Raw genomic sequence first — 22019 nt, 5'->3', positions numbered from 1 at the left:
CCAGCGTCCTTGAGGGCGTCAACAACCGCATCAAGGTGATCAAGCGTATGGCCTATGGTTTTCGGGACTCGGAATACTTTTTCCTGAAAATCAAGGCTGCCTTCCCCGGGAAAGCGCGATGAACCAATAAAAAGGGGCCTCACTAGAGGCCCCGTAGAATCTGGAGCGGGCGAAGGGAATCGAACCCTCGTCATGAGCTTGGGAAGCTCAGGTAATGCCATTATACGACGCCCGCTCAGGGGTGCCTTTTTACCAGAAGGCTTGGGCGAAATGAAGGGCGGCATTGGGTTTTTCTGGCGGGCAGGCGAAAAGGGTTCAGATCCGAGCGATCTCCTGCTCGGTCAGCGATCGATACCGGCCGGGTTCCAGTGCTAGGTCCAGCGTCAGAGGACCCATGCTTTCGCGATGCAGGGCGGTGACCTTGTTGTTGAAGCGACCGAACATGCGCTTGACCTGGTGGTAGCGGCCCTCGTGCAGGGTCAGACGGGCGCGGCGGGGTTCGAGCAGTACGAGTTCGGCGGGTAGGGTGGTGAGGTTTTCGAAGCGGAAATACATGCCCTGGGCAAAAACGTCAACGCAGGCCGGGTCGATCTCGTCTTCGGTTTCGACCAGATAGACCTTGCCCAGCAGGCTGGTAGGCTGGGTCAGGCGGCGGGACCACTGGCCGTCGTTGGTGAGCAGCATAAGGCCGGTGGTATTGAAATCGAGGCGGCCGGCGATGTGCAGGTCTTGCTTGTCCGGCTCGTCGATCAGGTCGAGCACGGTTCGGTGTGTCGCGTCCTGGGTAGCGCTGGCGCAGCCTGCCGGCTTATGCAGCATCAGGTAGCGCGCCGCTTTCCCCGCTTGCAGCAGTTCTCCGTCCAGCTCGATTCGGTCGAATACACGAACTTCCAGATCCACTATCCGGCTGGTTTCGCCGTTCACCAGCACTCGGTCTTCGGCCAGCAGGCGCCGAACGTCCTGACGACTTAGACGTGCGCGATTGGCGAGGTAGCGGTCAAGGCGCATCTGGAGGAGCGGTTTGGCTGCGAGCGCAACGCGCGCAGATACAGGCCTGATTTCGGAGCGTGGCAGGAATGCGCTCGAGCACGTGATCGGGGATTGGGGTCGTGAAGCACCAGCAGGGCTGGGCGGCGGCAGGGTCGCACTCGCCGCACTGGTTGGGCTGACCGCAGAGCGGGCAGTTGGAAGGATCTACAGGCTCGCTCATAGCGTTTCCGTTAACGCCGGGTTTCGCGTGCCGCTCGAGAGGCCGGCACGCGAACGCCGGTTTACATGACGCGCTGGCCCGGCTTGGCGCCGTTGTCGGGGCTCAGCAGGTAGATTTCGCTACCGCCGGGGCCAGCCGCGAGGACCATACCTTCCGAAACGCCGAACTTCATCTTGCGCGGCGCCAGGTTAGCGACATACAGGGTCAGACGACCTTCCAGCTTGCTTGGGTCCGGGTAGGCGCTCTTGATGCCGGAGAAAACGTTGCGCTTGGCATCGCCGATGTCCAGGGTCAGACGTAGCAGCTTGTCGGCGCCTTCGACGAACTCGGCCTTCTCGATCAGTGCAATGCGCAGATCGACCGCGGCAAAGGCATCGAAGTTGATTTCCGCGGCGATCGGCTGCTTGGTCAGTTCGCCATTGCCCGCCGGGGCAGCTGCGGCTTCGCTGGAGGCGAGGTCTTCTTTGGATGCTTCGATCATGGCTTCGATCTTCGAGGGTTCAATGCGGGTCATTAGCGGAGTGAAAGCATTGAGCTGGTGGTTGGCCAGCAGCGTCGCATGGTCGTTCCAAGTGAGCGGCTCAACATTGAGGAACTGCTCGGCAGCCGCGGCGAGGTTGGGCAGCACCGGCTTGAGGAAAATCACCAGCTGGCGGAACAGGTTGATGCCTAGTGCACAGATTTCCTGTACCTCGGCCTGCTTGCCTTCAACCTTGTTAAGCGCCCATGGCGCCTTATCGGCAATCCAGGCGTTGGCACGGTCAGCGAGCGCCATGATTTCGCGCATGGCACGGGCGAAGTCGCGTGCCTCGTAAGCCTCGGCGATGCTCGGGGCGGCGGCTTGGAAGGCTGCCCACAGTTCCGGTTCAGGGTTGGCGTCGACCATCACACCGCCGTTGCCTTTGTGGATGAAGCCGGCGCAGCGGCTGGCGATGTTGACCACCTTGCCGACCAGATCGGAGTTGACCTTCTGCACGAAATCTTCGAGGTTCAGATCGAGGTCGTCCACGCCGCGGCCCAGCTTCGACGCATAGTAATAACGCAGGTATTCCGGGTTCAGGTGATCGAGATATGTGCGCGCCTTGATAAAGGTGCCGCGCGACTTGGACATCTTCTGTCCATTCACCGTCAGGTAGCCGTGCACGTTGACCGCGGTCGGCTTGCGGAAACCGGCGCCTTCCAGCATGGCGGGCCAGAACAGGGTGTGGAAGTTGATGATGTCCTTGCCGATGAAGTGGTACAGCTCGGCGGTCGAATCCTTGCTCCAGAACGTGTCGAAGCTCAGCTCCGGGCGGCGCTTGCACAGGTTCTCGAAGCTGGCCATGTAGCCGATCGGTGCGTCCAGCCAGACGTAGAAATACTTGCCCGGTTCACCCGGAATTTCGAAGCCGAAGTAGGGCGCGTCACGCGAGATGTCCCACTCCTGTAACCCTCCGTCGAGCCATTCGGCGATCTTGTTGGCAACCGACTCCTGCAGCGCACCGCCGCGGGTCCATTGCTTGAGCATGGCCTCGAAGTCCGGCAGCTTGAAGAAGAAGTGCTTGGAGTCCTTCAGCACTGGCGTGGCGCCGGAGATCGCCGAACGCGGATCTTTCAGTTCGGTCGGCTCGTAGGTGGCGCCACACTTCTCGCAGTTGTCGCCGTACTGGTCCTCGGCCGCGCACTTCGGGCAGGTGCCCTTGATGAAGCGGTCGGCGAGGAACATGCCCTTCTCGGGGTCAAAATACTGGGTCACCGAGCGGGTTGCGATGTGGCCGGCGTCGCGCAGGTGTGTGTAGATCAGCTCGGCAAGCTTGCGGTTCTCTTCCGAATGGGTGGAGTGGAAGTTGTCGAAGTCCACCAGGAAGTCGGCGAAATCACTGCCGTGTTCGGCCTGCACGTTGGCGATCAATTGCTCGGGCGTGATGCCTTCTTTCTCGGCACGCAGCATGATTGCCGAGCCGTGGGCGTCGTCGGCGCAGACATAAATGCACTGATTGCCGCGCAGCTTCTGGAAGCGCACCCACATGTCCGTCTGAATGTACTCGAGCATATGGCCGAGGTGGATCGAACCGTTGGCGTAGGGCAGTGCGCTGGTAACGAGAATCTGGCGAGCTTCGGACATGGGAAATCTGCAGTCGGAATTGCGAAAGAAAGTTTGCAACTATAAAGGCCCGGCGCGTATTTTTCACCCGCGCTGCCCATCCCCGGCTTCGACAGTGCCGGTTGGTGTTGGGCTCGGAAGCGGCGTGCGGGGTAAGATGCCTGTCTGATTTGCTCGGTCTTTCTAGGAGTAACCATGTCCGTCACTCGCGAAGCTGTGGAAACCGTCCTGCGCCAGTACACCGATCCCCATTTGAATCAGGATCCGGTGAGCGCCGGCTGCGTGCGTTCGATCGAGGTGCAGGGTGATAGGGTCAGCGTGCAGCTTGAGTTGGGCTACGCCGCTGCGCTGTTTCGCAGTGGCTGGGCACAGATGCTGGCGATGGCTATCGAGCATCTGGATGGCGTCAGTCGCGCCGATGTCCAGGTCGATTGCGTCGTGCGTCCGCACAAGGCGCAGGATCAGGTGCCGGCGCTTTCCAATGTGAAGAACATCATCGCCGTGGCATCCGGTAAGGGCGGGGTGGGCAAGTCGACCACAGCCGCCAATCTGGCTCTGGCCTTGGCGCGCGAAGGTGCACGGGTGGGCGTGCTGGATGCCGACATCTATGGCCCGAGCCAGGGCATCATGTTCGGTATCGCAGAAGGCACGCGCCCGGAGATTCGCGATGGCAAGGCGTTCATCCCTCTAGAGGCCCACGGGGTGCAGGTCATGTCCATGGCGTTCCTGTCCGATGACAAGACGCCGATGGTCTGGCGCGGGCCGATGGTTTCCGGTGCGCTGTTGCAGTTGATCACTCAGACCGCCTGGAACGATCTCGATTATCTGGTGGTGGATATGCCGCCGGGGACGGGCGATATCCAGCTGACGCTGGCGCAGAAAGTGCCGGTGACGGGGGCGGTCATCGTGACCACGCCGCAGGATCTGGCGTTGCTCGACGCCAAGAAGGGAGTTGAGATGTTCCGCAAGGTGAACATTCCAGTGCTCGGTGTGGTGGAGAACATGGCCATCCATATCTGCTCGAGCTGCGGCCATGCGGAGCATCTGTTCGGTGAGGGTGGTGGCGAGAAGCTGGCGGCGCAGTACAACGTCGATCTGCTGGCATCGCTACCTTTGTCGATGGCGATTCGCAGTCAGGCGGATGCGGGCAAGCCGACCGTGCTAGCTGATCCGGAAAGCCAGATCGCGATGATTTACCAAGAGGTGGCGCGTACCGTCGGTGCCCGTATCGCCCAGAGTGGGCAAATCATCGCGCAGTCGATGCCGAAGATCGTCATTTCCGAGGACTGAGCCTAGAGGCGGTGATGCCATGCGTCACCGCCCGCGCCCGGCGATAAATTGCAGGCACAAAAAAGCCCCGCCGAAGCGAGGCTTTTTCAGAGAAGACTCAGGTTAGATAACCTGAACTTCCTCAGCTTGCATGCCCTTCTGGCCGCGGGTAGCGACGAAGGAAACTTGCTGGCCTTCTTTCAGGCTCTTGAAACCGTCGCCCTGGATGGCGCGGAAGTGTACGAAGAGGTCGTCACCGGATTGCGGAGTGATGAAGCCGAAGCCTTTCTCATCGTTGAACCACTTAACGGTACCGGTTTGGCGATTGGACATTTGATGTCTCCTTGAACCAAGTTTTGAAAAATAAAGTGCGGACTGAAAAGGTCCGAACATCACTGTGTGCAAGGAGATAGGAGTCGTATCGATATTTGGATCGAAATCTAAACATGTAGCGATTCACGGTGACACATGCAGCAGCAGCCCAGTAACAATACCTTTTTTCTGGAGCAAAGCGAGCTTTATTTTGGATTTCTTCCTCCGAGCGGCGCGGTCGAGGTGTGACCTGCTCTGCGGTGCGCATCGCGGCCATGCTTTTACACGCGCACGAGGCTCGGTAAGATGCGCGTCTTCGCACGCCCATTTCATCTAATCAGGACGCCAGCCATGAGCATCAAATCGGACAAGTGGATTCGCCGCATGGCCCAGGAACACGGCATGATCGAACCCTTCGTCGAGCGCCAGGTGCGCACCGAGGGTAACGATCGGCTGATTTCCTATGGCGTCTCCAGCTATGGCTACGACGTGCGCTGCGCCGATGAATTCAAGGTGTTTACCAACATCAACTCGGCGACGGTCGATCCGAAGAATTTCGACGAGAAGAGCTTCGTCGACATCAAGAGCGACGTCTGCATCATTCCGCCTAACTCCTTCGCCCTGGCGCGCACGGTCGAGTACTTCCGCATCCCGCGCAACGTGCTGACCATCTGCCTGGGCAAGAGCACCTACGCGCGCTGCGGCATCATCGTCAACGTGACGCCGCTGGAACCGGAGTGGGAAGGGCATGTGACCCTGGAGTTCTCCAACACCACGACGCTGCCGGCCAAGATCTACGCGAACGAGGGGGTTGCGCAGATGCTGTTCCTCGAGTCCGACGAAGAGTGCGAAGTGTCCTACCGTGACCGCGGCGGCAAGTACCAGGGCCAGCGCGGCGTGACGCTGCCCAAGGCCTGATGGCAAAGAGCAATACGAAAAAGCCCTGACCAATGGTCAGGGCTTTTTTTTGCAGCGGTGGAGCGTGCAGGGTGCTTGGCCAGTACACCTGGCAAGCACTCGTTACCAGCCCGGTACGCCTCTCATGTCCGGCAGCTTGTGTGCGATGCCCTTGTGGCAGTCGATACAGGTTGCCTCGCCGCTGGCTAGGGCGGTGGAATGGAACTCCGATGCCCGTTTGCCTTGGCGAGTGAAGTCCATGTAGCCGAAGTCGTGACAGTTGCGGCACTCGAGCGAGTCGTTGGCTTTGAGTCGCGCCCATTCGTGCTCGGCCAGCTCACGACGCTTGTCGAGGAATTTCTCGCGCGTGTTGATTGTGCCGAAGATCGTGCCCCAAACCTCCTTGGACGCTTGCATCTTGCGCGCGATCTTGTCGGTCCACTTGTGCGGCACATGACAATCGGGGCAGGTGGCGCGGACGCCGGAACGGTTGCTGTAGTGGATGGTGTCCTTGATTTCCATGTACACGTTGTCTTCCATCTCGTGGCATGAAATGCAGAACGCCTCCGTGTTGGTGGCTTCAAGGGCGGTGTTGAAGCCACCCCAGAAAATGATCCCGGCGATGAACCCGCCGAGGGTCAGTGCCCCCAGGCTGTAGTGGACGCTGGGTCTGCGCAGAACGGCCCAGTAGCGTTTGAAAAACGACTTGATCGACTTCATCCAGGCCCCCTCAGTTTCCGTTGGTGGATGGCGAGGTTTCCCGGTACAGCAGTTCGTCGATGTTCTTGAAGGTGTTTTCCACCAGCGGCTCCACATCGTGCTGCGGCACATGACACTGCGTGCAGAAGTACCGTCGCGGCGCGACTGCGGCGAGGGTCTGATGATCACGGTCGGTGTAGTGGGTGATGCTGATCATCGGCGCCTGGGCGCGTGCACTGTTGGCTCGGCTATGGCAGGTCAGGCATTTGTTGGCGTTCTTGTCGACGTGATAGCCGCGGATGCTGTGAGGAATGGTCGGTGGCTGCTCCGGATAGTTGCGCTCGCGCCGCGCATCCTTGTTTTCCTCGTCGTGCAGTTTTGGCGGGGTGAATTCCTGGGTAATGGTCCCGCCCGGACGGCGACCGTCCGGGGCTGGTGCGTCCAGGGGGTAGTTGGTTTCGGCGGCTATGGCCAGTCCGAATACCGCGAGCAGGGTCAGCGGCAGTAGGCGAAATTTCATGGCGGTTCTCCTCAGGCGATGCTGACCACTTCGATCTTCACGGCGCATTTCTTGTAATCGGTCTGCTTGGAGATCGGGTCGGTGGCGTCGAGGGTGACTTTGTTGATCAGCTTGTTGGCGTCGAAGAACGGCACGAAGATCAATCCCATCGGCGGCTTGTTGCGCCCCCGTGTCTCCACCCGTGCCTGCATCTCGCCGCGCCTGCTGATGACTTTCACCACGCTGCCACGGCGCGCGTTGAGCTTGCGGGCGTCCTCCGGATGCATGTAGACGAGTGCGTCTGGCACTGCCTTGTGCAGCTCATCGACCCGCTGCGTCATGCTTCCGGTGTGCCAGTGCTCAAGCACCCGTCCGGTACTGAGCCAGAAGGGGTAATCCTCGTCCGGGACTTCGGCAGGCACGTCGTAGGGCAGGGCGAAGATGATCGCCTTCTTGTCGCCGTAGCCGTAGAACTGCACATCGCTGCCGGCTTTGACATAAGGGTCGTAGCCCTCGCGGTAGCGCCACTGGGTTTCCTTACCATCCACCACCGGCCAGCGTAAACCGCGGGCTTCGTGGTAGGTGTCGAAGGGCGCCAGATCATGTCCATGACCGCGACCGAATTCGGCGTATTCCTCGAACAGGCCCTTCTGCAGATAGAAGCCGAATGCCTCGGCCTCCTGATTTACATAGCCCTCGGCAATTTCCTCGTTGGGGAAGCGATCGACCTGACCATTCTTGAACAGTACGTCGTACAGGGTCTTGCCCTTGAGTTCCGGTGACTTGCTCAGCAGGTCGGCCGGCCATACCTCGTCGACGTTGAAGCGCTTGGAAAACTCGACCAGCTGCCAGAGGTCCGAGCGTGCATCGCCAGGTGCTTTGACCAGCTGGTGCCAGAACTGGGTGCGTCGCTCGGCGTTACCGTAGGCGCCTTCCTTCTCCACCCACATTGCGCTGGGCAGGATGAGGTCGGCCGCCTGGGCTGAAACGGTGGGGTAGATGTCCGAGACGATGATAAATGTTTCCGGATTGCGCCAGCCCGGCAGGATCTCCTGCATGACGTTGGGGCCGGCCTGCATATTGTTGGTCACCTGCGTCCAGTAGACCTTCAGTACCCCGTCCTTGAGCTTGCGGCTCTGCTCGACGGCATGAAAGCCCGGCTTTTCCTGAATGGTGCCTTCGGGCAGCTTCCAGATTTTTTCGGTGATGGCCCGATGCTTTGGATTGGCGACTGCCATGTCCGCCGGTAGGCGGTGGGAGAAGGTGCCGACTTCCCGGGCCGTGCCACAGGCGGACGGCTGTCCGGTCAGGGAGAACGGGCTGTTACCCGGCTCGCTTATCTTTCCGGTGAGCAGGTGGATGTTGTAGATCATGTTGTTCGCCCAGACACCGCGGGTGTGCTGGTTGAAGCCCATGGTCCAGAACGACATCACCTTGACCTTCGGGTCGGCATAGAGCTCGGCAAGCGCCTGCAGCCGCTCGGCTGGCACGCCGGATTCCTTGGTGGCGTATTCTAGGGTGTAGGTTTTCAGGAACTCGGCGTAGTCCTCGAAGCTGATATCGCTCCAGGTATTGGCCACCGCCGCGTTCTCTGCCTTGAGCTCCCGCGGGTCGGTCGGTCGCAGGCCGTAGCCGATGTTGGTCGCGCCCTTGGCGAACTTGGTGTGCTTCTCGACGAAGTCCTTGTTCACCGCACCGCTCTGGATGATGTGGTTGGCGATGTAGTTGAGGATCACCAGATCGGTCTGCGGATTGAAGATCATCGGGATGTCGGCCAGCTCGAAGCTGCGATGCTCGAACGTCGACATGACCGCCACCTTGACGTGCGGCGCGCTGAGGCGACGATCCGTCACGCGGGTCCAGAGCACCGGGTGCATCTCCGCCATGTTCGAGCCCCAGAGCACGAACGCGTCGGCCGCTTCGATGTCCTCGTAGCAGCCCATGGGTTCGTCCATGCCAAAGGTGCGCATGAAACCAAACGCTGCCGAGGCCATGCAGTGACGTGCATTGGGATCGATGTTGTTCGAGCGGAAACCGGCCTTCATCAGCTTGTTCGCCGCGTAGCCTTCCCAGATCGTCCACTGCCCCGAGCCGAACATGCCGATGGCTTCAGGGCCGCCCTGCTTGAGCGCCGCCTTGTACTTTTCCTCCATGATGTCGAAGGCCTGTTCCCAGCTGACGGGCTGGAACTCGCCCTGCTTGTCGAACTTGCCGTCCTTCATGCGTAGCAGCGGTTGGGTCAGGCGATCCGAGCCGTACATGATCTTCGACAGGAAGTAGCCCTTGACGCAGTTGATGCCGCGGTTCACTTCCGCCTTGACGTCGCCATGGGTGGCGACGACGCGGCCCTCTCGAGTCGCCACCATGACGCCGCAGCCGGTGCCGCAGAAGCGGCAAGGGGCCTTGTCCCATTTCAGATTGGTGGCGTCCGCTTCGGTAATCAGGTTGCTTGCGCTAGAAGCGATCGGCATGCCGGCCACGGTTGCGGCGATGGCCGCAGCGTTGGCTTTGGCGAATTGGCGTCGGGTAAGGCTCATCAGGCGTCTCCTTCGAGGAGTTCTTCGTGATAGATCAATGCGGCATTGAGCACGCCGGGCAATTGCTGGATATGGTCGATCGAGGCAAGGATGCGTGATTCGTGCTCGGCTTCCAGCACCACCACCAGCTTGCCGCTGGCATTCTCCTGGTGCATTTCCAGGCCGGGTAACAGTTGCAGGTTGGCTTTTACCGCGGCCAGCCATTCGGGGCGGCAGTGCACCAGCAGGCTGGCGATATGCAGAGGGTGTCCCATCAGTGATTCCGTTTCCGTTGGCAGCAGGGCGCAGGCCCGATTAGATCGGCAGGAGCGGCTTAAGCCGGACCTGGCGGCCCGAAGATCATCTGCACGATCCAGACGATGAAACCGTAACCACTGACCAGCGCGACGCTGAGGATGGGAAACAGGAAGACGATCAGGAATATGAAGAGGCGGGTTTCGTCCCGCTTGATCGAGGTATCCGCGGGGCGGGTGTCATTCGGCATTACTGTCATTGTTCTACTCCGACTGGCATATAGGGAGTCTAGTCACAGACCAGCATAGGGCAATATTCGTTTCGGTTCTTTGCGGTGGCTTGGGGTTAGGCCGATCAGCGGACCGCTTTTCTGTCCGGCAAGCGGCAGAGCGAACAGCCGTGCTAGCCTGCGCGGCTTTTTCTCAGGTCAGCGCATGAGACGAGGGCGCCGATGATCGCCGAACACGCACACCTATCAAGAGGCACGCCAGCCTACCGGCGCGCCACGTTTGCACTCTTCTGCGCTGGCTTCGCCACGTTCGCATTGCTGTATTGCATTCAGCCGTTGCTGCCCATGCTCGCCGCGTATTTCTCCGTATCGGCTGCCAGCAGCAGTCTGGCGTTGTCGCTGACGACGCTGTCGCTCGCCGTCTGTCTGCTGATCTCGGGTGCGCTTGCCGAAAGCTGGGGGCGCAAGCCGGTGATGGCCGCGGCGCTCGGTCTGGCCAGCCTGCTCGGGCTGGCCAGCGTACTGGTCGATTCCTGGCAACTATTGCTGGCGCTGCGCGCGCTACTCGGGCTGGCACTCAGTGGATTGCCGGCACTGGCGATGGCTTACGTCGGCGAGGAGTTCGAGCCCGAGTCGCTGCCTGCCGCAATGGGCCTGTATATCGGCGGCACGGCGCTGGGTGGGATGCTCGGGCGTCTGCTTTCGGGCCTGCTGAGTGACCTGGGTGGCTGGCAGCTGGCGCTCGGTGGCATTGCCTCGCTGGGATTGCTGGCGTTGGTGGCGTTCGTCTGGCTGTTGCCGCCGTCGCGACACTTCACGGCGCAACCGCTCTCGCTGCGCATTCTGCTGACGAACTTCCGGCTGCATCTGGACAATCCGGTGCTACGTGGACTGTTCCTGCAGGGCTTTCTGCTGATGGGCGGCTTCGTCGCGCTGTTCAACTACATTGGCTTCCGCCTGGCAGGCGAGCCGTTCGGCTTGTCCTCGACGCTCATCGGCCTGCTGTTCGTCGTCTATCTCGGCGGGATTTTCAGCGCCGGCTGGGCCGGGCGTCTGGTGCCGCGCTTCGGTGCGCGGCAGGTGCTGCGCGGTGGGGTCGCGCTGATGCTGATTGGTGTGGGTCTCTGCGCGACGTCGTGGCTGGCGAGCATCGTGCTCGGTCTCGGGTTGTTCACGCTTGGCTTCTTTGCCGCGCATGCCGTGGCCAGCGGGCAGGTCGGCAGCCATGCCAAGGGTGCTCGAGCGCAGGCATCGGCGCTGTACCTGTGTGCCTACTATCTGGGATCGAGTGTGGTTGGCTATGGCGCCGGTTATGTCTGGGATCACGCGGGCTGGTTGCCGTTGATGGCGTTGCTGGCGGCGTTGTTCGTCATTGCCGGTTGGCGGGCGAGGGCGCTCTAGCAGGCGCTGGCGTCATTCGATGCGTTGCTCGCCGCTGAAGGCGAGGGTGGTCTTGCAGCGACGGCAGTAATAACGGCGCCCCTTCGCCACCAACGCATGGCGTTGGGGCGTGAAAGCGAAATCCTGATCCACGCAGCTGCAGCGATAGACATAACGGGTAACGGACCGGCGACGAATCGCATAGGTGTGGCAGCGATCCGGCGGCAGCTCGTACAAGCCACGCATGATCAGCTGCCATTCCTCGCCGTGAGGCTGGATCCGTGAGCCAAACATCTGATGGGCGATCAGGTGCGCGACCTCATGGGCGACGGTCTGGCGCAGAAAGTGCTCGGTGTTTTCCCTATATAGCTGCTCATTGAAGCGCAGGAGATTTTCCTGCAAATGCGCTACACCAGCTTTCTGCCCGCGCAGCTTGAGGCTTATCTGGGGGCGGGTGAAGCGTCGCTTGAAAAACTGCTCGGCTAGCTCGTAACAGGCTTCGACGCGGGCATTGAGGCGCTCGGGCATTGGGGTACTCCTGCAAGCGCCGCATTATGCCAAACCGTTTCTGGCCAAACAGCTTCGTTGGTCACTCGTTCGGGCGTTCGTTGAAGCGCCGTTCGTTGTCGATGCCGCCCGGTTCTTCCTGCGGGCGATTCTCCTCGAAGCCATAGCTCTGGTTCTGTGGGGTATCGCGCTCGTAGGTCGGGTCGAGTGCGAGCATCCAGAACAGGATCATCGGCACCTTCAGGTTCACCAGCACCAGCAGGCCGACGCCCCAGGTGCAGGCGCCGTAAAGAAAGGTGTTGCGGTTACTGATGCGCATGAACGTCGGCAGGCCGACGAATAGCAGATAGGTCGAGTATGCCCCGGCCGCCACCAGAACCAGGATGGCCAGCCAGCGCGACGGGTAGAGCGCACCAAGTCCGGCCAGGAAGAAAGGTGTAATGACATAGGCGATGAAGCCCACGCATTGATTGAAAGTCGGGCGTGCATCGAAGGAGCGCGACATCCAGCGCAGGAAGAACCCCATGATGAAGGTGCCGGCGACGATGGTGATGTAGATCAGCGCGCTGAGCTGGAAGGCACTGCGGGTATCGAGCCAGATCCGTTCGGCTTCGACCAGGCTCCAACCCACATAGCGCGTGCCGATGAACATGCAAACCGCTGGCAGCAATGCCCAGAGCAGCAGATGGACAAGGTAGTTGGAGCTGTTCTTTTCTTCGTCGCGGCGAATGTCCGCCCACGCCCGATCCGGGCGGGTGAGCAATGTTACAAAGTGCGGGATCATACCGAGTCTCCGTCTGCCTTGAGGGCCGCCCACGAATGCAGGTTGCAGCGGCGTTATGGCTTTAGAACGGTAGACGCGGTGAGGGTTTCCCTTATCGGTCCAGACGATTCGTCGCGGGATGATGCGCGGGCATACGAAAAGGCCGCCCACAGGCGGCCTTTTGAGGTGAGGATTGGGTTAACGGACGTAGACCGGGCCGATGCCCATGCCCCAGGTTATGACCGACAGCGCGATGATCGCGACCAGCACTACGAGGCCGACCGCAAGTACCGAACTGGAGAACATGAATCCCTCGTCTTCGTGGATGTTCATGAACTTGGGCAGCCCCACGTAGAGCAGATAGGCCGTGTAGCAGACTGCCGCGGTCCCCACCAGCATGCCGAGCCAGAGGTGCGGATAGAGACCCGCCAGCCCGCCGATGAACAGCGGCGTTGCGGTATAGGCGGCGAAAACGATGCATTGGGTAAGGGTTGGGGTAGCATCGTAGGTACGTGCCATCCAGTGAATGAAGCCGCCCATCACGGCGACGCCGGCCAGCATGGCGAAGTAGGAAAGTATCGCCAGCTGCATGCAACTGGCCTGGGTCAGCTTGACCGGCTCTCCACCGCCGATGCTCCAGCCCACCTGGGTCGCGCCGATGTAGGCCGATACCGCCGGTATCGCGGCGAGCAGCAGCACATGCGTGAGGTACATGTGGCTGACGGTTTCTTCCTCGCCGCGGATTTCGTTCCACTCCTGGCCGGGGTGGGTGAACAAACCCCAAACGTGATTGATCATGCCAGCGTCTCCTCAGTTTATGGAGGTCGCCTCGCCTGGCGGTCGTCATCGAGGACGGCGCGTGCGACCTTACGTCGCAGTATAGAAATGCCGATCGGCAATGCATCAGCGGGGTTAGAGCGTTTCGAAGCTATGTCGTCAGCGGTAATAGCGCTCGAGTATTTCCATCGCCAGATTGATTGACTGCAGGCGCTGCGTGCTGCCACCTCGATCCGGATGGTGCAGGCCGACCAGCTGACGGTAGCGGCGCTTGATCAGCTCCAGCGTGAGCGGCTGCGCGGAGCGATCCAGTTCGAACAGTTCGAGAGCGGCACGCTTCTCGTCGCTGCCCTGCATGCGCGTCCAGAAGCTCGCCAGCAGGCGTTCGACATCGTCTTCGTCGGTATCCCGCAGGTTGGAGAGATCCAGGTAATACGCGCGCAGGGCATCCTGCTCGGCGAGGCCGGCGTTGGCGCCGGCATATGGCAGCAACTGGACGTGCAAGGGGCTGATCTGCAGATGGCCGCTGCCCTCGGCCCAGAGTCGGTCGCGCAGCAGATAAAGCGCGTTGAACACCAGAAAATGTGTGCGGAACAGCACCAGCTTGTCTGTCAGCGGCAGGTTGGGCACATGCGTGCTATGCCGGCGCTTGAGCTGTTGAATCAGCTCGTACTCGCTGCAGCCTTCGGGTTTTTCCTGCAGCAGTACGAGCAGGTGGTCTGGCAGATCCAGTGTGGGGGAGAGGTCGTCCATCGGGCGAGACTAGCACAGCACTGCGGGTGTTCATTCAGTGCTGGTTAACATCGGAGCAGGCGGCGAACGGGCTGCGGTCAGGCTTGCTTTGCGCGTAAAATGCGCGCCTTTCGCATCTCACCCGGACACCTGACATGGGCAACCTCTCGGTCAACCAGAACAAACTGCAGAAGCGCCTGCGCCGCCTGGCCGGCGAGGCCGTCACCGACTTCAATATGATCGAGGACGGCGACAAGGTCATGGTCTGCCTGTCCGGCGGCAAGGACAGCTACACCATGCTCGATGTGCTGCTCTATCTGCAGAAGGTCGCGCCGATCAAGTTCGAGATCGTTGCCGTGAACATGGACCAGAAGCAGCCCGGCTTTCCCGAGCATGTCCTTCCCGAATACCTGAAGTCCATCGGCGTCGAGTACCACATCATCGAGAAGGACACCTACTCGGTGGTGAAGGAGAAGATTCCGGAAGGCAAGACCACCTGCTCGCTGTGCTCTCGTCTGCGCCGCGGCACGCTGTACACCTTCGCCGACGAGATCGGCGCGACCAAGATGGCGCTCGGGCATCATCGCGACGACATCTTGGAGACCTTCTTCCTCAACATGTTCTATGGCGGCACGCTGAAGGCCATGCCGCCCAAGCTGCTCTCCGACGATGGACGCAACGTGGTGATTCGCCCGCTGGCCTACTGCAACGAGGCGGACATCGAGGCGTACTCGCAGATGAAGGAATTTCCGATCATCCCGTGCAACCTCTGTGGTTCGCAGGAAAATCTGCAGCGCCAGGTGGTCAAGGAAATGCTGCAGGAGTGGGAGCGCAAGTCGCCAGGGCGCACCGAGATCATGTTCCGCGCGCTGCAGAACGTGGTGCCTTCGCAGCTGGCCGACCGCAACCTGTTCGATTTCAAGAGCCTGCGTATCGACGACAGCGCCACGCCGCGCTTCGTCGATGTGATGAGCCTGTAATCGGGCACACCCGGCCGAGCCAGCCACTTTCTTTTGCCGTGCCGGTTGAAAGCCGCAGTCCCGGCAGAGTATGGTTCGGCCATCTTCTGGAGATCAGCATGTCCCTGAACCCTGTAGCCCTGAACGTTGTCGATGCCGGTGCCATTCGCGCCGTGGTCGTTCGTGGGCAGCAGGTTGCAGCCGCTGGTTATTACTTTGGGTATTGGTTTAGCCGCAGGCGCGCCTGATACCCCACAGGCGCCCTAGCAAGCAGGGTCGCCACCATAGCAGTTTTCGAACCCCCGGTCGGCCACCCGACCGGGGGTTTTGTTTTTTCGGCCACGCGATGGCCCAACGCAACGAGGAACACGCCATGACCACTTACCGCACCGACCGTTATTACCGCTACGACTGGCGATTTAGCCGCTTCGACGCCGAACACAAAGCACGCGAACGAACACCCGACTAGCGCCGCCGCGGACCACCCGCGCCGGCAGAAGGAACCGCCAGATCATGAATGCATCCGCCACCGTACTTGCCCAACAACCCGTCGCCACCGCCGAGGCCAGCGTCGCCCGCCGCAGCGCGCAGCCGCTGCCCAGCCCCGCGGTATTGCGCCAGCGTTTGCCCTTGAACGACGCCCTTGCCGCACGCATCCATAACGACCGCAACGCCATCCGCGCCGTGCTCGACAGTCGTGATCCGCGCCTGCTGGTCGTCGTCGGGCCCTGTTCCCTGCACGATCCTGTCGCCGCGCTCGAGTACGCCGAGCGTCTCGCCGCGCTTGCACCTGACGTCAGCGATCAGCTGCTGCTGGTGATGCGCGCCTATGTGGAAAAACCGCGTACCACCGTCGGCTGGAAAGGCCTGGTCTACGACCCGCATCTGGACGGCAGCGGCAACATGGCCGAGGGGCTGCACCTGTCGCGCCGCCTGATGCTGGATATTCTCGAAACCGGTCTGCCGATCGCCACCGAACTGCTGCAGCCGCTGGCTGCCGGGTACTTCGACGATCTCCTCGGGTGGGCCGCGATTGGCGCGCGCACCAGCGAGTCGCAGATCCATCGCGAGCTGGTCAGCGGGCTGGACCTGCCGGTGGGCTTCAAGAATGGCACCGACGGCGGCCTGGGCATCGCTTGCGACGCCATGCGTTCAGCGGAACATCCACACCAGCACTTCGGCATCGACGATCTCGGCCATCCGGCACTGCTGCAGACGTGCGGCAATCCGGATACCCATCTGGTCCTGCGCGGCGGCCACGGCGCACCCAACTACGACGCGGCCAGTGTCGCTACTGCCCGTCGCGCGCTGGAAAAGCAGGGGATCGCTCCGCGCATCATGGTCGATTGCAGCCACGCCAACAGTGGCAAGGACCCACTGCGCCAGCCCGCGGTGCTGGAGTCGGTGATCGAGCAGCGCCTGGCTGGCGACATGAGTCTGCGTGGCGTCATGCTGGAGAGCCATCTGCTCGATGGTTGCCAGCCGCTGTCCGGCGAGCTGCGCTACGGCGTGTCGATCACCGACGGCTGCCTGGGTTGGACGGCGACCGAGCAGATGCTGCGTCAGGCTGCGCGGCGGCTGCGCGGCTGATACCGGGAGCCCGCTGCACGTCTGAGCCGGCTCGCATGCAAACGACGTTCTGCTCGTAGGGTGGACAACGCGAAGCTTGTCCACCGTCTGCGCCTGGTGTCAGGGCAATGGGACGCGTACCAAGCGGTGCCACCCGGCCTGCGCCGGCACAGCGGAAGCGGGCTTGCCCGCGAATATTCGTTCAGACCGCCCTGCGCGAACGCCACCCGACCGCTGCCGCTCTGCTGCGTCGCGGCGGCGGACTTGCGAGGCCGGCTCGTCATCGGCACCCTGTGCCGCTGCCGTCACATCGGATCCGAACCATGCATGACTACAAATGGCTGCACGAATATTGTCTCAATCGCTTCGGCTCGGCCGCGGCATTGGAGGCCCGCTTGCCGCAACCGCGCAGTGCCGATGAATTGCGCAACGTTTCTGATGACCGCTACCTTTCGCTGATCAGCCTGCGCATTTTCCGCGCTGGCCTCAAGCACAGCCTGGTGGATGCAAAGTGGCCGGCGTTCGAGCAGGCGTTCTTCGGCTTCGACCCGGAAAAGGTCGTGCTGATGGGCGGTGAGCACATCGAACGATTGATGCAGGACACCCGGCTGATCCGCCATCTCGGCAAGCTCAAGAGCGTGCCGCGTAACGCGCAGTTCGTGCTCGATGTGGCGAAAGAGAAGGGCGGCTTCGGCAACCTGCTGGCCGATTGGCCGAGCGGCGACATCGTCGGCCTGTGGCGCTATCTGACCAGGCACGGCAGCCAGCTCGGCGGATTGTCGGCGCCGCGCCTGTTGCGCATGGCCGGCAAGGACACCTTCGTCCCCAGCAATGACGTAGTAGCCGCGCTCAAGGCGCAGGAAATCGTCGATAAGGTTCCCAGCAGCCAGCGTGACCAGGCTGCGGTGCAGGCTGCGTTCAATCAGTGGCAGAGCGAGAGTGGCCGTCCGCTGTGTCAGCTCTCGGCGATGCTGGCGTTCACCGTCAACCACTGAGGCCGCTGCGACGGTTTGGCGCAGGGTCGTCCAGAGGCGTGCGGTGTAAAGTCGAAACATGACCATCGTCAAAGACAAGCGTGCGCAGATCGTATGGGTGCTCTTCACCTGCATCCTGCTCAATGCATTTGTCTGCAGTCTGAACCACGCCACCCATGTGGGCTTCGGGCTGGCCATGGGGCAGGACGCGTTCTGCGTCACCGGCGATGATGGCGGCGTAGGCCTCGGCGCGCTTCCCTCCGATTTACATGACCTGTCGCAGCATGCCCTCGACTGCCCGCTGTGCAGTTCGGTTTTCCTCGCCATCTTCGCACTGTTCGCCTTGGCCTGGCTGGGGCGGCGCACGACAGGCGCGACTCCGCTACCACTGATTGAGCGTCATGGCCCGCGCCACCACTGGCCGGCACTGAATCCGCGCGCGCCCTGAGATTTCCTGATTGACGTGATTCGCCGTCCTTCCGCCCGGTAGCAGCGGACGAGACGGCTACCTGTCGGAGCCTTCCGACGGCCCAGTCAATTCAGGGGATTTCACCATGACCATGATGGAGCGATTCACCCGCGCCGATAGCCGCGTGAGCTATCGACTGCCTTTTCCCGACTACCCCAGCAACGCCCGCAGCTTCGTGCATCTGGATGCCAAGTTGCTGCCGTACTGGCATGCGTTGTTCGATGTCTGCCCGCGGCTGCTCAAGCTTGATCCGCCAGAGGGGCTGGAGATCTTTCGTCAGTTCATGACCTGGGCCTACGGCTGCCAGCTGGCGCTGGACTGGACCTTCCACCTCGGCGTTTGCCGCTGGTTGCTGGCCTCCGACTACCGTGAGCTGATCGAGCCGGAGCATATCGAGGCGATGATGCTCGCCGCCGCGGCGCGTTGGGTAGCCAGCGACGACAGCCCGGCAATCGGCATCGTGCTCGGCTGGCGCGGCAGCAGCGAGCATGTATTCGACTGGAAGCCACGGGTGCGCCAGGGCGGCCGCCCGCTCGCCGCCGAGGCGGAGGAGCTGCCGCCGGCGCCCTGGGACTTCGCCTGGAGCCCGCTCTCGAGCACGGCCGGCAACGGATTTCGCCGCTGGCTGCGTGTGCCATGACTGCGACAGGGCGCCGCAGTGTGGCGATCGCGTCGCTCCTGACCCGGCGTCGCTCGCCGGTGTCACTGCTTGTTTGGAGCGCAGCGCCGCTCTGGCACAGATTGCCGCGAGTGGGTGGGGCAGGCTGTCGCAGTTGTCCGCTTGCGGGGGGCGCCGGACACTTTGCCTGCCTCGAACCAGAGCAGCTTCCACGGGTGGTTCGGGGTACCGCGATTGAGTCCAGGCGTCGCGCCCGGATGTCGGCCCCCACCCCAAGGGGGCCTTCAATCGCAACATGCTGCCGGAGCGCCTGGCGCTCGGGCGGTCACGCAAGGAGGTAGGCATGTTCAAGTCATCGCTCAGGCGAGACGTCGTGCTGGTAGTGCTGGCCAAGGTCGCGATCCTCATGATCATAAAAAACGTCTGGTTCGATGCCCCCAGCATTCCCGAGAACGGTTCGGTGCGCGTTGCCGACCATTTGCGTGATTCGCGGGGTTCGATCCCCGAGGGAGGGCCGAGATGATCTCGGAAAGCGTTGTCGATCTATCACGCCTGCAGTTCGCCATGACGGCGATGTATCACTTTCTCTTCGTGCCGTTGACCCTGGGGCTGGCGTTCCTGCTGGCGATCATGGAATCGGTCTACGTGATGACCGGCAAGCAGGTCTATCAGGACATGACCAAGTTCTGGGGCAAGCTGTTCGGCATCAACTTCGCCCTGGGGGTCACCACTGGACTGACCATGGAATTCCAGTTCGGTACCAACTGGGCCTACTACAGCCACTACGTAGGCGACATCTTCGGCGCGCCGCTGGCCATCGAGGGGTTAATGGCGTTCTTCCTCGAATCCACCTTCATCGGCCTGTTCTTCTTCGGCTGGGACCGGCTCTCCAAGGTGCAGCACCTGGCCGTAACCTGGCTGGTGGCGCTGGGCTCGAATCTCTCGGCGCTCTGGATCCTGATCGCCAACGGCTGGATGCAGAACCCGGTCGGCTCTGAGTTCAACTTTGAGACCATGCGCATGGAGCTGGTGGACTTCGGAGCGCTGCTGTTCAACCCGGTGGCGCAGGTCAAGTTCGTCCACACCGTGTCCGCGGGTTATGTCACCGGGGCGATCTTCGTGCTGGCGATTTCTTCCTTCTATCTACTGAAGAAGCGCGACCTGGGCTTTGCCCGCCGTTCGTTCGCCATCGCCGCGGTGTTCGGCCTAGCGTCGACGATCTCGGTGATCATTCTTGGCGACGAATCCGGCTACGAGATTGGGGACGTGCAGAAGGTCAAGCTGGCGGCCATCGAGGCCGAGTGGGACTCCCATCCGGCGCCGGCCGGCTTCACCCTGTTCGGCCTGCCCAATCAGCAGGAGATGCGCACCGATTACGAAGTGAAGATCCCCTACGCACTGGGACTGATCGCCACGCGCTCGCTGGATGAGGAGGTCAAGGGCATCAAGCAGCTGGTCGCCGAGCATGAGCTGCGCATCCGCAACGGCATGCTCGCCTACGAGCGACTGCAGGTGCTGCGTAGCGGCGACAAGTCGGCCGAAGCCATCGCCGCGTTCAATGAGGTCAAGCAGGACTTGGGCTACGGGCTGCTGCTGAAGAAGTACACCGCCGATGTGGTCGATGCCAGCGAGGAGCAGATCAAGCTCGCCGCGCTGGACACTATCCCCAATGTGTTCAGCCTGTTCTGGACCTTCCGCGTGATGGTCGCCGCCGGCTTCCTGATGTTGCTGCTGTTTGCCCTGGCGAGCTGGGCATCGATCAAGCGCAATGCCGAGACAAAGCCCTGGTTGCTCAAGTTCGCACTGTTCAGCCTGCCGCTGCCGTGGATCGCCGCGCAGACCGGCTGGTACGTCGCCGAGCATGGTCGTCAGCCATGGTCGATCGCCGAGGTACTGCCGACCCATCTGTCCACCTCGACGCTGGCGGCCGGCGATATCTGGGGCTCGCTGATCGCCCTGGTGGCCTTCTACAGCCTGCTGCTGGTGATCGAGATGTTCCTGATGATCCGCTTCGCACGGCTTGGGCCGAGCAGTCTGCACACCAGTCGTTATCACTTCGAACGGGACGTACGTGAAGCACGGGTGGCGTCGGCGCAGCCGAGCGGCCTGTCTTCCCAACCTGGCAGCGTCTGAGGGAGATACGAGATGTTCGATTACGAAGTGCTCAAGCTCATCTGGTGGGTGCTGATCGGCGTGTTGCTGATTGGCTTCGCCCTGACCGATGGCTTCGACATGGGCGCCATGGCACTGATGCCCTTCGTCGGCAAGACCGACAACGAGCGACGCGTGGCGATCAACACCATCGCGCCACACTGGGATGGCAACCAGGTGTGGTTCATCACCGCCGGTGGTGCGCTGTTCGCTGCCTGGCCGATGGTCTATGCGGTGGCATTTTCCGGCCTGTACTGGGCGATGCTGCTGGTCCTGTTCGCACTGTTCTGCCGCCCGGTGGGCTTCGACTATCGCAGCAAGGTGGAAGACCAGCGCTGGCGCAGCGCCTGGGACTGGGCGCTGTTCGTCGGTGGCGCGGTGCCGGCGCTGGTGTTCGGCGTGGCCTTCGGCAACCTGTTCCTCGGCCTGCCGTTCCAGCTGGACGAGCTGATGCGCTCGACCTACCAGGGCTCGTTCTTCGCGCTGCTCAACCCGTTCGCGCTGCTCTGCGGCATCGTCAGCCTGAGCATGCTCAGCGCCCACGGTGGCGCCTGGCTGATGCTGCGCACCGACGGCGCGCTGGCTGAGCGCTCGCGGCAGGCCACGCGCCTGTGCGTGCTGGTGTTCCTGTTCGGCTTCGTCGCGGCGGGTGTCTGGCTGGCGCTGGGCATTCAGGGCTTCAGCCAGCTGTCGGTCAGCGATCCGGGCGCCGCGCTCAATCCGCTGCTGGACAAGCAGGTGGCCCAGGACAATGTCGGCTGGTTGGCCAACTACGGCCTCTATCCGGTCACCTTGATCGCGCCGGCCGCGGGCATCCTCGGGGCGTTGCTGGCGCTGCTCGGTTCCAGTCGCAACAGCGGCGGGGTGAGCTTCGTCGGAACCAGTCTGATGATCGTCGGCAGCATATGTACCGCGGGCTTTGCGCTGTTTCCCTTCGTCTTCCCGTCGAGCCTCGATCCGGCCTCGAGTTTGACCATCTGGGATGCGGTCTCAAGTCAGAAGACGCTGGGCATCATGTTCGTTGTGGCCTGCATCTTCGTGCCGTTGATCCTCTGCTACACGCTGTGGAGCTACGTGCGCATGTGGGGCCGGCTCACCCAGAAAACCATCGAAGCCAACCCCCACGGGCTGTACTGACCGCGCGGGCGGG

General features: G+C 61.9%; 26 protein-coding genes and 1 tRNA gene. 13 read left to right on the top strand and 14 right to left on the bottom strand.

What is annotated here, in order from left to right:
- Nucleotides 1-122: transposase (locus IEG05_RS16330; RefSeq protein WP_135960826.1), on the top strand; the 122-nt coding region annotated here is incomplete at its 5' end.
- A 39-nt stretch (nt 123-161) separates the two neighbouring features.
- Here the strand turns inward: IEG05_RS16330 and IEG05_RS16325 are convergent.
- From IEG05_RS16325 to metG, 4 genes are all read right to left on the bottom strand, one after another.
- Nucleotides 162-235: transfer RNA gene (locus IEG05_RS16325), tRNA-Gly, on the bottom strand.
- An 80-nt stretch (nt 236-315) separates the two neighbouring features.
- Nucleotides 316-1008, bottom strand: coding sequence for a pseudouridine synthase (locus tag IEG05_RS16320; protein ID WP_046619976.1), 693 nt, complete (start codon nt 1006-1008; stop codon nt 316-318).
- Nucleotides 998-1210 (bottom strand): cysteine-rich CWC family protein, encoded by a 213-nt coding sequence (locus IEG05_RS16315; RefSeq protein WP_080902091.1) that lies wholly within the window; start codon nt 1208-1210, stop codon nt 998-1000. The genes IEG05_RS16320 and IEG05_RS16315 overlap by 11 nt, the downstream gene beginning before the upstream one ends.
- 61 nt (nt 1211-1271) lie before the next feature.
- Nucleotides 1272-3314 carry a methionine--tRNA ligase gene (gene metG, locus IEG05_RS16310; RefSeq protein WP_046619974.1) on the bottom strand — a complete coding sequence of 681 codons (2043 nt, stop codon included), beginning with the start codon at nt 3312-3314 and terminating at the stop codon, nt 1272-1274.
- Between the two features lie 174 nt (nt 3315-3488).
- Between metG and apbC the strand changes: the two genes are divergently transcribed.
- Entirely contained in the window at nt 3489-4583 is a 1095-nt protein-coding gene (apbC, locus tag IEG05_RS16305; RefSeq protein WP_046619972.1) for an iron-sulfur cluster carrier protein ApbC, read from the top strand.
- Nucleotides 4584-4685: 102 nt separating this feature from the next.
- Here the strand turns inward: apbC and IEG05_RS16300 are convergent, their stop codons facing one another.
- Nucleotides 4686-4895 (bottom strand): cold-shock protein, encoded by a 210-nt coding sequence (locus IEG05_RS16300; protein WP_003282211.1) that lies wholly within the window; start codon nt 4893-4895, stop codon nt 4686-4688.
- Nucleotides 4896-5225: 330 nt separating this feature from the next.
- Between IEG05_RS16300 and dcd the strand changes: the two genes are divergently transcribed.
- The gene (gene dcd / locus IEG05_RS16295) at nt 5226-5792 is read left to right on the top strand and encodes a dCTP deaminase (RefSeq protein ID WP_003302346.1); all 567 of its coding nucleotides are present in this window, start codon (nt 5226-5228) and stop codon (nt 5790-5792) included.
- Nucleotides 5793-5894: 102 nt separating this feature from the next.
- On the opposite strand, the gene IEG05_RS16290 is transcribed toward dcd, so the two are convergent.
- The 5 genes from IEG05_RS16290 to napE are packed head-to-tail and all read right to left on the bottom strand — an operon-like array spanning nt 5895 to nt 9999.
- On the bottom strand, nt 5895-6491 hold the full coding sequence (locus IEG05_RS16290) for a cytochrome c3 family protein (protein WP_023443863.1): 597 nt from the start codon (nt 6489-6491) through the stop codon (nt 5895-5897).
- A 10-nt stretch (nt 6492-6501) separates the two neighbouring features.
- Nucleotides 6502-6990 (bottom strand): nitrate reductase cytochrome c-type subunit, encoded by a 489-nt coding sequence (locus IEG05_RS16285; protein WP_046619968.1) that lies wholly within the window; start codon nt 6988-6990, stop codon nt 6502-6504.
- A gap of 11 nt (nt 6991-7001) precedes the next feature.
- Nucleotides 7002-9506, bottom strand: a complete 2505-nt coding sequence (napA, locus tag IEG05_RS16280; RefSeq protein ID WP_046619967.1) for a nitrate reductase catalytic subunit NapA — start codon at nt 9504-9506, stop codon at nt 7002-7004.
- A complete protein-coding gene (locus tag IEG05_RS16275; RefSeq protein WP_014819701.1) occupies nt 9506-9760 on the bottom strand; it encodes a chaperone NapD in 255 nt (84 codons plus the stop codon). Before IEG05_RS16275 ends, napA begins: the two co-directional genes overlap by 1 nt.
- Before the next feature lie 59 nt (nt 9761-9819).
- Nucleotides 9820-9999, bottom strand: a complete 180-nt coding sequence (gene napE / locus IEG05_RS16270; protein WP_046619966.1) for a periplasmic nitrate reductase, NapE protein — start codon at nt 9997-9999, stop codon at nt 9820-9822.
- Between the two features lie 192 nt (nt 10000-10191).
- Between napE and IEG05_RS16265 the strand changes: the two genes are divergently transcribed.
- Nucleotides 10192-11370: an MFS transporter gene (locus IEG05_RS16265; RefSeq protein WP_046619964.1), complete on the top strand. Its 1179-nt coding sequence runs from the start codon at nt 10192-10194 to the stop codon at nt 11368-11370.
- A 12-nt stretch (nt 11371-11382) separates the two neighbouring features.
- Here IEG05_RS16265 and IEG05_RS16260 read toward each other — a convergent pair whose 3' ends face one another.
- From IEG05_RS16260 to IEG05_RS16245, 4 genes are all read right to left on the bottom strand, one after another.
- Entirely contained in the window at nt 11383-11877 is a 495-nt protein-coding gene (locus tag IEG05_RS16260; protein WP_046619963.1) for a SprT family zinc-dependent metalloprotease, read from the bottom strand.
- Nucleotides 11878-11938: 61 nt separating this feature from the next.
- The gene (locus tag IEG05_RS16255) at nt 11939-12640 is read right to left on the bottom strand and encodes a Yip1 family protein (protein WP_023443857.1); all 702 of its coding nucleotides are present in this window, start codon (nt 12638-12640) and stop codon (nt 11939-11941) included.
- Between the two features lie 177 nt (nt 12641-12817).
- Entirely contained in the window at nt 12818-13417 is a 600-nt protein-coding gene (locus IEG05_RS16250; RefSeq protein WP_023443856.1) for a Yip1 family protein, read from the bottom strand.
- Nucleotides 13418-13555: 138 nt separating this feature from the next.
- The gene (locus IEG05_RS16245) at nt 13556-14149 is read right to left on the bottom strand and encodes a DNA-J related domain-containing protein (RefSeq protein ID WP_046619960.1); all 594 of its coding nucleotides are present in this window, start codon (nt 14147-14149) and stop codon (nt 13556-13558) included.
- A 134-nt stretch (nt 14150-14283) separates the two neighbouring features.
- On the opposite strand from IEG05_RS16245, the gene ttcA reads away from it, so the two are divergent.
- The 9 genes from ttcA to cydB all read left to right on the top strand — a co-directional run bounded on the left by ttcA (nt 14284) and on the right by cydB (nt 22006).
- Nucleotides 14284-15108, top strand: coding sequence for a tRNA 2-thiocytidine(32) synthetase TtcA (ttcA, locus tag IEG05_RS16240; RefSeq protein WP_003298008.1), 825 nt, complete (start codon nt 14284-14286; stop codon nt 15106-15108).
- Nucleotides 15109-15206: 98 nt separating this feature from the next.
- A complete protein-coding gene (locus tag IEG05_RS23500; RefSeq protein WP_023443854.1) occupies nt 15207-15335 on the top strand; it encodes a hypothetical protein in 129 nt (42 codons plus the stop codon).
- A 265-nt stretch (nt 15336-15600) separates the two neighbouring features.
- A complete protein-coding gene (locus IEG05_RS16235; protein ID WP_046619959.1) occupies nt 15601-16677 on the top strand; it encodes a 3-deoxy-7-phosphoheptulonate synthase in 1077 nt (358 codons plus the stop codon).
- A 302-nt stretch (nt 16678-16979) separates the two neighbouring features.
- Nucleotides 16980-17651 carry a DNA-3-methyladenine glycosylase I gene (locus IEG05_RS16230; protein WP_046619956.1) on the top strand — a complete coding sequence of 224 codons (672 nt, stop codon included), beginning with the start codon at nt 16980-16982 and terminating at the stop codon, nt 17649-17651.
- A gap of 58 nt (nt 17652-17709) precedes the next feature.
- Entirely contained in the window at nt 17710-18078 is a 369-nt protein-coding gene (locus IEG05_RS16225; RefSeq protein WP_046619953.1) for a DUF2946 domain-containing protein, read from the top strand.
- Nucleotides 18079-18184: 106 nt separating this feature from the next.
- Nucleotides 18185-18739: a putative natural product biosynthesis protein gene (locus tag IEG05_RS16220; protein ID WP_046619951.1), complete on the top strand. Its 555-nt coding sequence runs from the start codon at nt 18185-18187 to the stop codon at nt 18737-18739.
- 322 nt (nt 18740-19061) lie between these two features.
- Complete coding sequence (gene cydP, locus IEG05_RS16215; protein ID WP_046619950.1) at nt 19062-19241, top strand: cytochrome oxidase putative small subunit CydP; 180 nt, start codon at nt 19062-19064, stop codon at nt 19239-19241.
- Nucleotides 19238-20851: a cytochrome ubiquinol oxidase subunit I gene (locus tag IEG05_RS16210; protein WP_046619947.1), complete on the top strand. Its 1614-nt coding sequence runs from the start codon at nt 19238-19240 to the stop codon at nt 20849-20851. Before cydP ends, IEG05_RS16210 begins: the two co-directional genes overlap by 4 nt.
- A gap of 12 nt (nt 20852-20863) precedes the next feature.
- On the top strand, nt 20864-22006 hold the full coding sequence (gene cydB, locus IEG05_RS16205) for a cytochrome d ubiquinol oxidase subunit II (protein ID WP_046619942.1): 1143 nt from the start codon (nt 20864-20866) through the stop codon (nt 22004-22006).
- The last annotated feature ends 13 nt before the right edge of the window (nt 22007-22019 follow it).

The sequence above is a fragment of the Stutzerimonas kunmingensis genome, from assembly GCF_014764705.1.
Classification (GTDB): Bacteria; Pseudomonadota; Gammaproteobacteria; order Pseudomonadales; family Pseudomonadaceae; genus Stutzerimonas.
This window is presented reverse-complemented; position numbering and strand designations above follow the sequence as displayed.